The sequence below is a fragment of the Hamadaea tsunoensis DSM 44101 genome (genome assembly GCF_000428945.1).
Classification (GTDB): Bacteria; Actinomycetota; Actinomycetes; order Mycobacteriales; family Micromonosporaceae; genus Hamadaea; species Hamadaea tsunoensis.
In genome coordinates this window covers 239,294-252,280 of record NZ_AUAX01000009.1, presented here as the reverse complement: position 1 = coordinate 252,280, position 12,987 = coordinate 239,294, and the positions used below count along the sequence as shown (strand labels likewise).

Genomic DNA, 12,987 nt, shown 5'->3' with positions numbered 1-12,987 from the left:
CCGACGGGCACCCGGAATGATGAACCCATGACCGCACCGCACATCATCGTCCTGCTCGGCGTGGCCGGCAGCGGCAAGACGACCGTCGGCAAGGCATTGGCGCAGAAGCTCGGCACGGCCTTCGTCGACGGCGACGATCTGCACCCGGTGGCCAACGTCCGGAAGATGGCGCAGGGCATCGCGCTGACCGACGACGACCGCCGCCCGTGGCTCGCCCGCATCGCGTCCTGGATGGACGCCGAACTGGCCGCCGGGAAATCGGGCGTCGTGGCGTGCTCGGGGCTGCGGCGGGCGTACCGCGACGAACTGCGCGACGGCCGCCGGACCCTGCTGGTCTACCTGCACCTCGACCGGGCCGTGGCGCACAGCCGGGTCGCCGCGCGGGTCGGTCACTTCTTCACCGAGAAGCTGCTGGACAGCCAGTTCGCCACGCTGGAGGAGCCGGCGCCCGAGGAGGACGTGCTCACCGTCGACGCCCGGCTCCCGGTCGACGATCTGGTCGCCGAGATCGCGGCCCGCAGCGTACGCATGGAATGACGGCCGCCGCGCATACTGAGTGCGTGTTCACCCTGGATGAGGCGCGGCGCCGGTTCGCGGCCCTGCGCCCGCGCATCGACGAACTGATCACGGCCCGGGCCGACCTCGCCGAACTGCGGGCCGACCTCGACGCCGACGGCGCCAGCCCGCTCGGCGGGCTCGCGGAGGCCAAGGCCCTGGAGGCGCGGGTCTACGCGACGCTGGAAGAGATCGCCGAGCTCGATGTCCAGGTCAAAGGGTACGCGCCCGTCCTGCTCGACTTCCCCGGCGAGCGTGACGGGCGACCCGTGCTGTGGTGCTGGCTGGAAGGCGATCCCGACATCGGGTGGTACCACCGTGTCGAGTGTGGATTTCCCGGCCGGCGGCGGATCTGACCGCCCGCCGCCGGGAGTGCGACGCGCGGCGCCGACGGCCTGCCGGCCGGAGCGAGGTCGGACCTCACCCCGCCGGACCCGGTCGGACCGGCCCGTTCCCCCCGGGCCGGCCGGCCGTCGTCAGGCGCACTCGGAGCAGATGAGCTGCTCGTCCTTCTGTCGGGCCAACTGGCTGCGGTGATGCACCAGGAAGCACCGCGAGCAGCGGAACTCGTCGGCCCGCATGGGCACGACCGTCACCGTCAGCTCCTCATCGGACAGATCTGCCCCGGGCAGCTCGAAGCCCTCGGCTGCCTCGGTCTCGTCGACGTCGACCGACGGCGAACCCGAAGTCGACCGCCGGGCCTTGAGCTCCTCCAGGCTGTCCTCTTCGAGGTCGACCATAGGGCGACGTGGCGCGTCGTAGTCGGTAATGGTGGCCATTGAAGTGTCCCCCTCCCCTTTTCGTCTGGGTGGCTTAACGAACAAGAACGCCGGCGGGTATGTTCCCCGATCTTGGCGTACCCGATGACCAATTTCTGTGACGTGACTCGCGCCACGCCGATCGGACAATCTGGGACAAATTACCAGTAGCGCCAGGCGTTGCCGCCAGGCCACCCGTGCCCCGAATCCAGCCGTTCATCCCTGCCGAAGCCGGTGGATCGCCCGGGAGTGCGGCCGGTCCGGGGGTACGACAATAACCGTGTTCACGCCGTCACGCTAGGTGTGCCGTGGTCATGTGGTCACTCTAGGTAGTAAACGGCGGATCCGGAGCCGTTCACGCGTCCTCACTCAAGCTCGGCCTCCGCGCCTCCCCCGCGCCGGCGGCACCGGGCGGTAGGGTCGCCCGCATGTCCGTGCAGGAGCAATTCACCCAGGCCCAGGCCGACGTGCAGGGCCTCGCCCAGCGCCCCGACAACGCGACGCTGCTCAAGCTGTACGCGCTGTACAAGCAAGGTACGCAGGGCGACGCGACCGGCAGCCGGCCCGGCGTCTTCGACCTGGTCGGCCGGGCGAAGTACGACGCCTGGAAGGGACTGGCCGGAAAGGCGCCCGAGACCGCCCAGGCGGAGTACGTCGCGCTCGCGAACCAGCTTCTCGGACGCTGAAGAGTCGGCCCCTTTATCGGCAAACTCCCGGTGCGTACCGGAGCGACGTCCTAATCTCTTACGCATGGCAAAAGTGAAAAATGTGCAGGAAATACCGGAAACCGGATATGAGGAGGATGACCTCTTCCATACCGTGATGTTCGGTTACGAGCGCTCGGAAGTCGACGACTACGTCAACGCGCTCTGCGACGAGCTGCGCGTACTGTCCGGCACCGTGCGCCGCCTGCTGCCGGTCGAGGACGAGGTGGTACGCGTACGGGACGAGAACACCCGGCTGCGCCACGATCTCGCGAGCGGCACGACGACGTCGTCGGCGACCACGCGGATCCAGGACATGCTCCGGCTGGCCGAGGAGGAGTCGACGACACTGCGCGACGAGGCGCGGGCCGCCCTGGAGAAGGCGCACGCCGACGCCGACCGGATCCGCCGCGCGGCCCAGGAGGACTCCGAGATCGCCGCCGGCTCCCGGCTGCGCGAGCAACGCCAGAACGCCGAGAAGGTCATGGCGGACGCGCGTACGGAGGCGGCCAAGATCATCGCCGAGGCGCAGGCCCGGGCGGGCGCGTTCGCGGTCGGCCCGAACGGCATGGCCAAGAAGGCGGTTCCGGCGAACGGGACGCCCATGAACGGAACTCCGATGAACGGGGCTCCGGTGAACGGGGCTGCGGTGAACGAGGCTGCGGTGAACGGCAGTGCCGTGAACGGGATGCCCTCGAACAGCGGCCCGGCCGGCGGCCCGACCAAGGCCACGGCGCCGGTCCGCAACCTGGGACCCGCGACCGGACCGGCCGAGCCGGGCGGCAACGGCCCGGCAAAGCACCGCCCACCTGCGAAGAGCTGAAACCAATCCGCCCGTACGCCGTTAGTCAGCACGGAACAATTCGTGCAAATCGGGCGGGCAGATTATGCGGAAGCGGGTGCTGGGCCGCCTCCTCGCGGGCGTCCTGGCGAGCGGTGCGGCGATGACCGGCGGGCTGGGACCGGTCATGCCGGCCCACGCGGTGGTGATCCAGCCGTTCGAGAAGCGGTACGAACAGTCGCTCTACGGCGACTTCATCACCGTCGGCAACACGGTGCTCGCCTGCCCGGCGGCTCCCCCGGCCACCGCGGCCGACTGCGCGAACACCACGGCGGGCATCGGAAGCATGGTGAACAACAACTTCATCATGTCCCGGGCGAACTACGTGCCGCTGCCGGGCGCGTACGACTCCAGTTCGGGGCGGCTGACGGTGCCGGCCGGGGCGACCGTCGCGTACGCCCGGCTGTTCTGGGGTGGGAACAACGGTGAGCTGCGCGGGCCGAGCGGGACGATCCTGACCCGCTGCGACATCAGCCAGACGAGCGGCGTGACGCTCTCGCCGGGCGATCCCGCGACGGCGCCGGCGCTGATCCGCGTGGCCGGTGGCGCGGTGACCGCGGTGCCGCCGCAGATATCGGCGATCGACCCGGTGACCCTCGGCGGGCCGCACTACTACACGGCCGAGGCGGAGGTGACGAGCGCGTTCGCCGGAGCGCCCACCGGTACGCCGATCGAGGTCGACGTGGGGGACGTCTGGGCGGCCGACGGTCTCGGCTGCGTGGCGGGCTGGTCGCTGACGCTGGTCTACTCCTATCCCGCGCCGAACCCGAACGCGCCCGCGCGCCGTGACGTCTTCCTCTTCGGCGGCCACGTGCTGCAGCGCTCGGCCGACCCCGCGACCACGATCCCGATCAGCGGCTTCTACCGCAGCGGTACGCAGACCGTGCACGCGTCCGTGACGGCGTACGAGGGGGACTTCGCCACCACCGGCGACCAGTTCCTGATCAACAACGTGAACATCCCCGAACCGCAGACCGGTGCCACGAACAACTTCTTCAACAGCCACGCGGACGGCGACCTGAATCCGGCGTACAAGAACAATCTGAGCATCGACGCCGAGAACTTCAGCCCGCCGTTCGGCACCCTTGCGCAGGGTTCGACCTCGGCGACCCTCACCTTCCGTACGCGCGGCGACACCTACGTCGCCCAGCAGCTGGCCGTGTCCGTGCCGGTGCCGGATCTCCAGATCACCAAGCGGGCCGCGCAGAAGGTGGTGCACCCGGGCGACACGGTCACCTACGAGATCACGGTCACCAACGTCAGCGCGGTCGACTTCCCGGACGCGAAGCTGAGCGACGACCTCACCGGGGCGCTCGACGACGCCGTCTACGCCGGGGACGCCACCGCGACCGGCGGCCAGGTCACGTACGCGGCGCCGATGATGAACTACGTGGGCGACATCGCGGCCGGACAGACGGTGACGATCCGGTACTCCGTGATCGTCGGCGACCCGGTACGCGGCGACGGCCGGCTGCTGAACGAGGTCGTCGCGGCCAACCGCCGGATAACGAACTGCGATGCCGGTTCGTCCGATCCGACCTGCCTGATCGTCTCCCCTGTGACGAATGTCATCCCGGCCGTGATCCGGCCCTCAGCGTCTGCCGAGCCCGCCGGAACGGCGCTGCCGGCAACCGGTACGCGGCTCTTGCCGGAGATCGTCGGAGCGGTCGGACTCGTGGTGCTTGGCGGGATCTTGATGGCCGCCGGGCGCTTCCGTCGCGGTCCGCGTACGCCGTCGGCCGGCCCGCGGTAGCCGAACCGGTAAACCCGCGTTGACCTGCTGAGTTCCCTCAGGAAACCTACTTAAGGCGACACTTCTGACGCCTTCGGACCGGCACGACGATGTCGTGTAACGAGTTGATGACGTCGATGGCATTTCGCCGCCTCGGCCACCGTCTATCTAATGTAGAGCATCGATCACCGTGACCAGCGGCGTTACCGCTTTGCTGGCCAGTCGGTCAGCAAACGCCGTCCGTTCGCGACGCCGACGGTGACGTTCGCCGGGTGATTCGTGATTGAGCCGTTACTCCGCCGAGATCCAGTACCCAGTAGTTTTTTCCGGAACCAGATCACCGCGGAAGCACCGTCGCAGGTCCGGTTCGCAACGTGTATTCCGGAGGAGGGACCTGCTGTGGAACCAGTGATCACTGGGACCGACCCCATCGCCGAACCCATGGCGCAAGCGGGAACCGCTCCCGGGGGTGTGAAGACGGTCAGCAAGTCGCCGACCCGTATCGCCCTCGCGCGGCTGCGCAAGGACCGCGTCGCGATGATCTGCCTGGGCATCTTCGTGGCATTTCTCCTGATCGCGATCTTCGCCCCGCTGCTGGCGAAGCTGGAAGGTCAGGACTACACCACCCGCAACTTCGATCTGATCGACGACTTCGGCTACCCGACCGTCGGCCCGAGCAGCACGCACTGGTTCGGCGTCGAGCCCCGGATCGGCCGCGACCTGTTCGCCCGCTGGGCGTACGGCGCCCGGCCGTCGCTCCTCGTCGCGATCATCACGACGCTCATCACCACCTTCGTCGGCGTCGTCGCCGGCCTGGTCTCCGGCTTCCTCGGCGGCTGGGTGGACCGGGTGATCTCCTGGGTGATCGACTTCGTGCTGAGCCTGCCCTACCTGCTGTTCGCGATCGCCTTCCCGGCCGTGATCCTGTCGATCATCTACGGCAACGAGGAGGGGGCGACCCCCGAACAGGTCGGCCGGGTCCGGTTCATCTCGCTGATCTCCGTGCTGTCGATCTTCGGCTGGGCCGGCCTCGCCCGCCTCATCCGCGGCCAGGTGCTGTCCCTGCGCGAGCGGGAGTTCATCGCCGCGGCCAAGGTGCTCGGCGTACCGACCCGGCGGGTGCTCTTCAAGGAGCTGCTGCCCAACATCATCGCGCCGATCGTCGTCTCCGCCTCGCTGGCCCTGCCGGGCTACATCGTCGCCGAGGCCGGCCTCACCTTCCTCGGCGTCGGGCTGCTGGAACCCACGCCGTCCTGGGGCGTCACGATCGCCGCCGCGCAGAACTTCTACCGGGCCGACCCGCTGTACCTGTGGCTGCCCGTACTCGGTATCACCATCCTGGTCCTCGCCTTGAGCCTGCTCGGCGACGCCATCCGGGATGCCTTCGACCCCCGGACCCGTCGGTGACGACGGACCGTCCAGAAGAACAACGAAAAATATTGAGGGGAGCAGGTTCGTGAGGCGATTGAACTTGATCGTCGCGGGAGCCGCCGTCGTCGCGCTCGCGGCGACTGGATGCGGTAGCCCGTCTTCGAACAACAACAAGGGGAGCAACGGTCCTTCGTCGGGCATCGGCACGCAGCACAGCGCGCTCGACCCCACCGCGAAGGGTCCGGCGCCGGAGATCGCCGGCGCGAAGAAGGGCGGGACCATCACGGTCTACTCCCAGTCGACGCCGACCGGGTTCGACCCGACGGACACGTACTACGTCGACTCCAACGAGATCGAGAAGCTCGTCTTCCGTACGCCCACCCAGTTCGCGATCCGTGACGGCAAGCCCGTCCTGGTTCCGGACCTCACGGACCTGGGCACGGTCTCGTCGGACAACCTGACCTGGACCTTCAAGCTGCAGCCGAACATCAAGTACTCGGACGGCAGCGCGGTCAAGGTCGAGGACTTCGCCTACGCCATCAAGCGCTCCTTCGCGCACGACGTGTACGCGAACGGCCCGACGTACCAGACGATCTACTTCAAGGACGGCGACAAGTACAAGGGCCCGTACACGGGCGGTGACTCGTACGCCGGTGTGGAGACCCAGGGCACCGACACCCTGATCATCCACCTGGTCAAGCCGTTCTCCGACCTGCCGTTCTACATGACCTTCCCGATGTTCACCCCCATCCCGAAGGACAAGGACACCAAGGAGAACTACCAGAACAACCCGCTGGCGACTGGTCCCTACCAGTTCGACGGCTACACCGCGGGTGCCGAGCTGAAGCTCAAGAAGAACCCGAACTGGGACCCGGCCACCGACGCGGTGCGCCACCAGTACGCGGACGCCTGGGACTTCAAGTGGAACGTCGACGACGTCAAGAGCCAGCAGCAGGTGCTCAACAGCGCCGGTGCCGACGCGGCGTCGCTGAACTACGGCAACGTCGACGCCTCGCTGATCCCGCAGCTGACCGGCGACAAGATGAAGCAGCTGGTCCAGGGCGACAGCCCCTGCAACATCGTCGTCAACCTGGACACCCGCAAGATCCCGCTCGAGGTCCGCAAGGCGATCGCCAAGGCGTACCCGTCGGACCAGATCTGGAAGGCCGGCGGCCTGAACTCCTACATCGCCGAGCCGTCCAGCACGATCCTGCCGCCCAGCGTTCCTGGCTACACCAAGTACGACCCGGTTCCGGACCTGACCGGTAAGGGCCCGGGCGACCCGGAGGGTGCCAAGAAGATCCTGGAGGCCGCCGGCAAGCTGGGCTTCGAGGTCAGCTGGTACTACGACAACACCAAGCCGATCGCCCAGCAGACCATGCAGATCCGCAAGGACGCGCTGGAGAAGGCCGGCTTCACCACGAAGCCGATCGGTGTCGCCACCGCCGAGCTGCGCAAGAAGACGTCCAACTACGACGCTCCGGTCAACATGGGCCAGTCGCCCGCCGGCTGGTGCTCGGACTGGCCGTCCGGCGGTAGCTGGTTCCCGGTCCTGTTCCAGACGCACTCCATCACCGATGGACAGAGCTGGGGCATGCTCGCCGACTCGGCGCTGGACAAGAAGATCGACGACATCGCGGCCCTCCCCGCCGACCAGGCCACGGCCAAGTGGGGCGAGCTCGACAAGGAGATCCTGTCGCAGTACATCGCGATCCCGCGCTACTACGACAAGATGGCGATCATCGTCGGCACGCAGATCGGCGGCGCCGAGGGTGACGCCACGATGGGCATGCCGTTCTTCCCGAACATGTTCGTCAACAGCGCGAGCTGATTTTTAGCACCATCCCGGGTGGCGCCGCAGGGCGCCACCCGGGCCCGCTTCACCAGCACCGAACTCCCCATTCCTGAGCCACCAGTTCCCGAGCCCCGAGGAGAAGCGCCGTGGTGCTCTATATCTTGCGGCGAATCGCAAGCGCGATCTCGGTCATCGTCGTGACACTCATCGCCAGCTTCGGGCTCTTCTACCTGGCGCCCAGCGATCCGGCCGGCGTGATCTGCGGCGCCAAGTGCCCGCCCGCCCGGTACCAGGAGATCGCCGACAGCCTGCACCTTGACCGGCCGGTCTACCAGCAGATCTGGGAGTACCTGCACGGGCTCGTGCTCGGCACCGACGTCGTCTCCGGCGGCCAGACGGTCCACTGCGCAGCGCCCTGCCTCGGCTACTCATACGTCTTCGGGGTGCCCGTCACCACGCTGATCATGCACGCCCTGCCGGTGACCATCTCGATCGTCTTCGGTTCGGCCATCGCATACCTCTGCATCGGCACGCTGTCCGGCATCTTCGCCGCCCGTCGCCGCGGCACCTACCTCGACCGCACGATCGTCGGCGGCACGCTGACCATCGGCTCGGTCCCCTACTTCGTGGTCGCCCTGCTGGCCGCGCTCTACATCCCGACGCTCATCCCGATCGTTCCGCAGGCCAAGTGGGTGCCGCTCACCGAAAGCCCGCTGAAGTGGTTCCTGGGCCTGCTGCTGCCGTGGATCGTGCTGGGCATCGTGAACTCCGCCTCCTACACGCGGTACTCGCGGGCCTCCATGATCGAGTCGCTGAGCGAGGACTACGTCCGCACGGCGCGCGCCAAGGGCATCAGCGAGCGCCGGGTCGTCTACCGTCACGGTCTGCGCGCCGCGGTCACGCCGCTGGCGACGATCTTCGGCCTCGACGTCGCGTTCGCCCTGACCGGCGCCATCTTCACCGAGCAGATCTTCGGCCTGCCCGGGCTCGGCGTCGTGACGCTGCGCGCGTTCGACAAGTACGACCTGCCCGTGCTCATGGCCGGCGTACTGATCGGCGCCGTGGTGCTGGTCATCATGAACCTGCTCGTCGACATCCTGTACACCATCCTCGACCCGCGCGTGAGGCTTTCATGACCGACATGTGGGGTGACGCGGTCGACGCGTCCCAGATCGCCAACGGGCCGGCCGCCGTTCCGGCCGCTCGCGGCCCCCAGACCGTCACCCGTGGCCAGCGCACCCGTGGCGCGGACGCCGAGGGCGACGCGTACCTGACGGTCAGCGACCTGTCGGTGGCCTTCCCGACGGCGGACGGCATCGTCCACGCCGTGCAGGGCCTCAGCTACTCGCTGCCGCTGGGCAAGACGCTGGCGGTCGTCGGCGAGTCCGGCTCCGGCAAGAGCGTGTCGAGCATGGCCATCATGGGCCTGCACGATCCGAAGTCGACCCGCATGACGGGCTCGATCCGGGTCGGCGGCCGGGAGATCATCGGGCTGTCCCAGCAGGAACTGCGCAAGCACCGCGGCGGTTCCAGCGCGATGATCTTCCAGGACCCGCAGTCGTCGCTGCACCCGTTCTTCACGGTCGGCAACCAGATCATGGAGGCGTACCAGGCGCACAACAACGCCTCCAAGCGCCAGGCCAGGCAGCGCGCGATCGACCTGCTCGGCCGGGTCGGCATCCCGAACGCCGCCCGCCGGCTCGACGACTACCCGCACCAGTTCTCCGGCGGCATGCGCCAGCGCGTGATGATCGCGATGGCCCTGGTCAACGACCCGAAGCTGCTGATCGCCGACGAGCCGACCACCGCGCTCGACGTGACGGTGCAGGCGCAGATCCTCGATCTGATCCAGGACCTGCAGCAGGACTTCGGCTCGGCCGTCCTGTTCATCACGCACGACCTCGGCGTGGTCGCCGAGATCGCCGACGACGTGCTGGTCATGTACGGCGGTCGCGCGGTGGAGCACGGCGCGGTCGCCTCGATCCTCGGCTCGCCGCTGCACCCCTACACCTGGGGCCTGCTGGAGAGCATCCCGGCCGTCTCCGGCGAGCCGACCCGGCTGCACCCGATCCCGGGTTCGCCGCCGAGCCTGCTCTCCCTGCCCACCGGCTGCTCGTTCAACCCGCGCTGCGAGTTCCGCACGCGCGTACCGGACGGCCTGTGCGAGAAGGAACTGCCGGACCTGGCGGCCCGCACGGGCGACGCCTCCCGGGCGTCGCGCTGCCACCTGGTCCACCCGGACGAGATGTTCCAGTCCGAGATCCTGCCCCGGCTGCCGTGAGGGACGAACGATGACCACCACCGCCACCGAATCCGCCGCGCGCTCGCGGATCCCCGCCGTCCCCGGCGCCCCCCTGCTGGAGCTGCGTGACCTCGTCATGCACTTCAACGTCAAGGGCGAGGGCATGCTCATCCGGGCCAACAACAAGGTCCGCGCCGTCGACGGCGTCTCGCTGACCCTCGGCGAGGGCGAGACCATCGGCCTCGTCGGCGAGTCGGGCTGCGGCAAGTCGACCACCGGCCGCCTGATCACCCGGCTGCTGCAGCCGACCGCCGGGCAGATCCTCTACCGGGGCCACGACATCGCCAAGCTGTCCGAGCCCAAGCTGCGGCCCTACCGCCGCGAACTCCAGCTGATCTTCCAGGACCCGTACTCGTCGCTGAACCCGCGGCACACCGTCGGCACGATCATCGGTACCGCGCTGCGCGTACACGATCTGGTGCCGAAGGGCGAGGAGCTTCCCCGCGTACGCGAGCTGCTGGACATCGTCGGCCTGAACCCGGAGCACTACAACCGCTACCCGCACGAGTTCTCCGGCGGTCAGCGCCAGCGCATCGGCATCGCCCGGGCGCTGGCGGTCAAGCCGAAGGTGATCGTGGCCGACGAGCCGGTCTCGGCGCTCGACGTGTCGATCCAGGCGCAGGTCATGAACCTGCTGGAGGATCTGCGCAAGGAGTTCGGCATCGCCTTCATCTTCATCGCGCACGACCTCGGCGTGGTACGCCACTTCTGCGACTCGGTCGCCGTCATGTACCTCGGCCGGATCGTGGAGCAGGGGGCCCGGGACGTCGTCTACGGCGCGCCGCAGCACCCGTACACGCAGGCGCTGCTGTCGGCCGTGCCGGACCTCGGGGTGGCCCGCGGCACGCCGCCGAAGGCGCGGATCCGGCTGAGCGGCGACGTGCCCAGCCCGATCAACCCGCCGTCCGGCTGCCGGTTCCGTACCCGGTGCTGGAAGGCCGAGGACATCTGCGCCCAGGTGGAGCCGAAGCTGGAGCGCAAGGCCGACGGCCTGCTGTCCGCGTGCCACTTCGCGGCCCCGCCGGCGGGATCGCTGACCGCCCAGGTCGACTGAGATACCCGAAACACCCGACTGCGGCACATTCGGTTCGCGGCATGACCGTGACCTGAATGTGCCGCATCGTTTGACGGCACGGGGCAAACTGGGCGTATGCCAGCGTTCGTCCCGGGCCTTCGGCTGAACGACCGCTTCGTTCTCGTGGAGCGGATCGGCAGCGGCGGCATGTCCGAGGTGTGGCGGGCCCAGGACGACGTGCTCGGCCGCCCGGTCGCCGTGAAGGCGCTCAGTCCCGCCACCGCGGCCGATCCTGCCCTCTGGCAGGCGGTGCTGCGGGAGGCCCGCGCCGTCGCCCAGCTGTCGCACCCGAACGTCGCGCAGGTCCACGACTACGGCGAGACCGGCGACATCCCCTATCTCGTGCTGGAGTACGCGCCGGGCGAGGACCTCGCCGCCCGGCTCAAGCGCGGCCCGCTGCCCTGGCGCGAGGCCGCCACCGTCGCCCGCCAGGTCGCCGCCGCCCTCGCCGAGGCGCACCAGCGCGGCATCCGGCACCGCGACGTCAAGCCGGCCAACATCATGCTCACGCCGACCGGCGTCAAGGTCCTCGACTTCGGCATCGCCGCGTACGGGCCCGGCCCGGAGGGCCCGCTCTACGGCACGCCGGGCTACGCCGCCCCCGAACAGCTCTCCGGCACCGAGGGCACACCCGCCGACGTGTACGCGCTGGGCATCGTCCTGCACGAGATGCTCACCGGACGGCCGCCGTGGCCGGTGAACACGTGGGAGGACGCGCGGTCCCTGGCCACGACGCCGCGACCGGTGCCGCCGCTGGGCGTACCCGCGCCGACGTCGTTGGACCGGTTGCTGCGGGCGTGCCTGCAGCCCGATCCCGCCCAGCGGCCGGCCGCCGTCCAGGTGGCCGCCCTCGCCGCCGAGATCGCCGCGCAGCCCGGCACCACGGCGCACCCGACGGTGACGGCGACCGCGGCGATCCCCACCGCTCCGATGCCGGCCGCTCCGAACGCGACCTCGCCCCACCGGCCCCCGCCGGCGGCGCCGAAGCGTACCTCCATTGTGGACTACACCCGGCCGGTACGCCGTCGCCGCCGCGGCCGCTTCCTGCCGACGTTCCTGGTGACCGTGATCGGGGCGGCCGCCGTCCTGGCCGTGATGGGGGCGTTGTCGGGCGGCCCGTCGGGCTCCACGGGCACGGCGAAGCCGCCGGCCGCCACGAGCCCGTCGGCCAAGGCGAAACCGCGGACCTCGCCGAGCCCGTCGAAGAATCCGGCCACTGTGGCCGACGTCATCGGCCAGTTCGAGAACGTGCTCGACACGGCCGATCTGGCCGGCGCGGTCCGCGACGACGCCGCGCACCAGTTGCGGGACAAGGTCTCCGACGTTCGCAAAGAGCTGGACCGCAACGGATCCCGGCTGCCGAAGCAGGTGGCGGACCTGCGCGGCAAGATTCAGGATCTGGCCGACCAGGGCAAGCTGAACCAGACCACGGCCCAGATCCTCATCGCCCTGTTGGATCGCATCTCCTGACCGAAAAGATGCGCGGGGCGCACGGGCGAGGTATGTTCGCGTTCGTGGTCTCCGCGCTGTCCGCTCGTCCCGCGCGCCGTCTGGCGCGGGTGATGGCGCGACTCGTGAGCCGGTTGCTGACCGGACTGGCCACCGCCACCCTCGCTGTGGGACTCGCCGCCGGTCCGGCGACCGCCGCCCAGAATCCCACCGCCACAAGGAATGCGGCCGTCGTCGCCGTGCGCCTGGCGAACGTCGCGGCCGACCTGGAGCCGGCCGTCCCGTCCGGACGGACCGCGGAGCCGGCCCGTCCGTCGTTTGTGGACCTCAAGAAGACCGTCGCGGGCATCGCCGTCGCGGCATGGGGTGTCAGGGGACCTCCGGAGCGCTGAGCAGCTCCCCTTC

At 69.2% G+C, this 12,987-nt stretch carries 13 protein-coding genes; 12 read left to right on the top strand and 1 reads right to left on the bottom strand.

What is annotated here, in order from left to right; genetic code table 11:
- Positions 1-27: 27 nt before the first annotated feature.
- Both G401_RS46750 and G401_RS0119035 read left to right on the top strand, forming a co-directional pair.
- Positions 28-537 (top strand): gluconokinase, encoded by a 510-nt coding sequence (locus tag G401_RS46750; protein WP_034592162.1) that lies wholly within the window; start codon positions 28-30, stop codon positions 535-537.
- 23 nt (positions 538-560) lie between these two features.
- Positions 561-911 (top strand): DUF2203 domain-containing protein, encoded by a 351-nt coding sequence (locus G401_RS0119035; RefSeq protein ID WP_084557336.1) that lies wholly within the window; start codon positions 561-563, stop codon positions 909-911.
- A gap of 120 nt (positions 912-1,031) precedes the next feature.
- Here the strand turns inward: G401_RS0119035 and G401_RS0119030 are convergent, their stop codons facing one another.
- Positions 1,032-1,334, bottom strand: a complete 303-nt coding sequence (locus tag G401_RS0119030; RefSeq protein WP_027343762.1) for a DUF4193 domain-containing protein — start codon at positions 1,332-1,334, stop codon at positions 1,032-1,034.
- Positions 1,335-1,741: 407 nt separating this feature from the next.
- Here G401_RS0119030 and G401_RS0119025 point away from each other — a divergent pair, with 407 nt between their 5' ends.
- The 10 genes from G401_RS0119025 (at position 1,742) to G401_RS0118980 (ending at position 12,974) form a co-directional block, all read left to right on the top strand.
- Positions 1,742-1,999 carry an acyl-CoA-binding protein gene (locus G401_RS0119025; protein ID WP_027343761.1) on the top strand — a complete coding sequence of 86 codons (258 nt, stop codon included), beginning with the start codon at positions 1,742-1,744 and terminating at the stop codon, positions 1,997-1,999.
- A gap of 136 nt (positions 2,000-2,135) precedes the next feature.
- Positions 2,136-2,840, top strand: coding sequence for a DivIVA domain-containing protein (locus G401_RS0119020; protein ID WP_027343760.1), 705 nt, complete (start codon positions 2,136-2,138; stop codon positions 2,838-2,840).
- A gap of 76 nt (positions 2,841-2,916) precedes the next feature.
- Positions 2,917-4,611 (top strand): DUF7927 domain-containing protein, encoded by a 1,695-nt coding sequence (locus tag G401_RS0119015; protein WP_169734211.1) that lies wholly within the window; start codon positions 2,917-2,919, stop codon positions 4,609-4,611.
- Between the two features lie 378 nt (positions 4,612-4,989).
- A complete protein-coding gene (locus G401_RS0119010) occupies positions 4,990-5,997 on the top strand; it encodes an ABC transporter permease (RefSeq protein WP_027343758.1) in 1,008 nt (335 codons plus the stop codon).
- Between the two features lie 49 nt (positions 5,998-6,046).
- Entirely contained in the window at positions 6,047-7,792 is a 1,746-nt protein-coding gene (locus G401_RS46745; protein ID WP_211240776.1) for an ABC transporter substrate-binding protein, read from the top strand.
- A gap of 110 nt (positions 7,793-7,902) precedes the next feature.
- On the top strand, positions 7,903-8,892 hold the full coding sequence (locus G401_RS0119000; protein WP_027343757.1) for an ABC transporter permease: 990 nt from the start codon (positions 7,903-7,905) through the stop codon (positions 8,890-8,892).
- Positions 8,889-10,037 (top strand): ABC transporter ATP-binding protein, encoded by a 1,149-nt coding sequence (locus tag G401_RS0118995; RefSeq protein WP_245601775.1) that lies wholly within the window; start codon positions 8,889-8,891, stop codon positions 10,035-10,037. Before G401_RS0119000 ends, G401_RS0118995 begins: the two co-directional genes overlap by 4 nt.
- A 10-nt stretch (positions 10,038-10,047) precedes the next feature.
- The gene (locus tag G401_RS0118990) at positions 10,048-11,112 is read left to right on the top strand and encodes an ABC transporter ATP-binding protein (RefSeq protein WP_051366838.1); all 1,065 of its coding nucleotides are present in this window, start codon (positions 10,048-10,050) and stop codon (positions 11,110-11,112) included.
- Between the two features lie 96 nt (positions 11,113-11,208).
- Complete coding sequence (locus G401_RS0118985) at positions 11,209-12,603, top strand: serine/threonine-protein kinase (RefSeq protein WP_027343754.1); 1,395 nt, start codon at positions 11,209-11,211, stop codon at positions 12,601-12,603.
- Between the two features lie 32 nt (positions 12,604-12,635).
- The gene (locus G401_RS0118980; RefSeq protein ID WP_027343753.1) at positions 12,636-12,974 is read left to right on the top strand and encodes a hypothetical protein; all 339 of its coding nucleotides are present in this window, start codon (positions 12,636-12,638) and stop codon (positions 12,972-12,974) included.
- Positions 12,975-12,987 lie beyond the last annotated feature (13 nt).

What these genes read in the sequence shown, in the direction of transcription:
- G401_RS46750 (WP_034592162.1), top strand. Translation starts at nt 28, where the DNA reads ATGACCGCACCGCACATCATCGTCCTGCTCGGCGTGGCCGGCAGCGGC.
- G401_RS0119030 (WP_027343762.1), bottom strand. Translation starts at nt 1,334, where the DNA reads ATGGCCACCATTACCGACTACGACGCGCCACGTCGCCCTATGGTCGAC.
- G401_RS0119025 (WP_027343761.1), top strand. Translation starts at nt 1,742, where the DNA reads ATGTCCGTGCAGGAGCAATTCACCCAGGCCCAGGCCGACGTGCAGGGC.
- G401_RS0119020 (WP_027343760.1), top strand. Translation starts at nt 2,136, where the DNA reads ATGTTCGGTTACGAGCGCTCGGAAGTCGACGACTACGTCAACGCGCTC.
- G401_RS0118995 (WP_245601775.1), top strand. Translation starts at nt 8,889, where the DNA reads ATGACCGACATGTGGGGTGACGCGGTCGACGCGTCCCAGATCGCCAAC.
- G401_RS0118990 (WP_051366838.1), top strand. Translation starts at nt 10,048, where the DNA reads ATGACCACCACCGCCACCGAATCCGCCGCGCGCTCGCGGATCCCCGCC.
- G401_RS0118985 (WP_027343754.1), top strand. Translation starts at nt 11,209, where the DNA reads ATGCCAGCGTTCGTCCCGGGCCTTCGGCTGAACGACCGCTTCGTTCTC.
- G401_RS0118980 (WP_027343753.1), top strand. Translation starts at nt 12,636, where the DNA reads ATGTTCGCGTTCGTGGTCTCCGCGCTGTCCGCTCGTCCCGCGCGCCGT.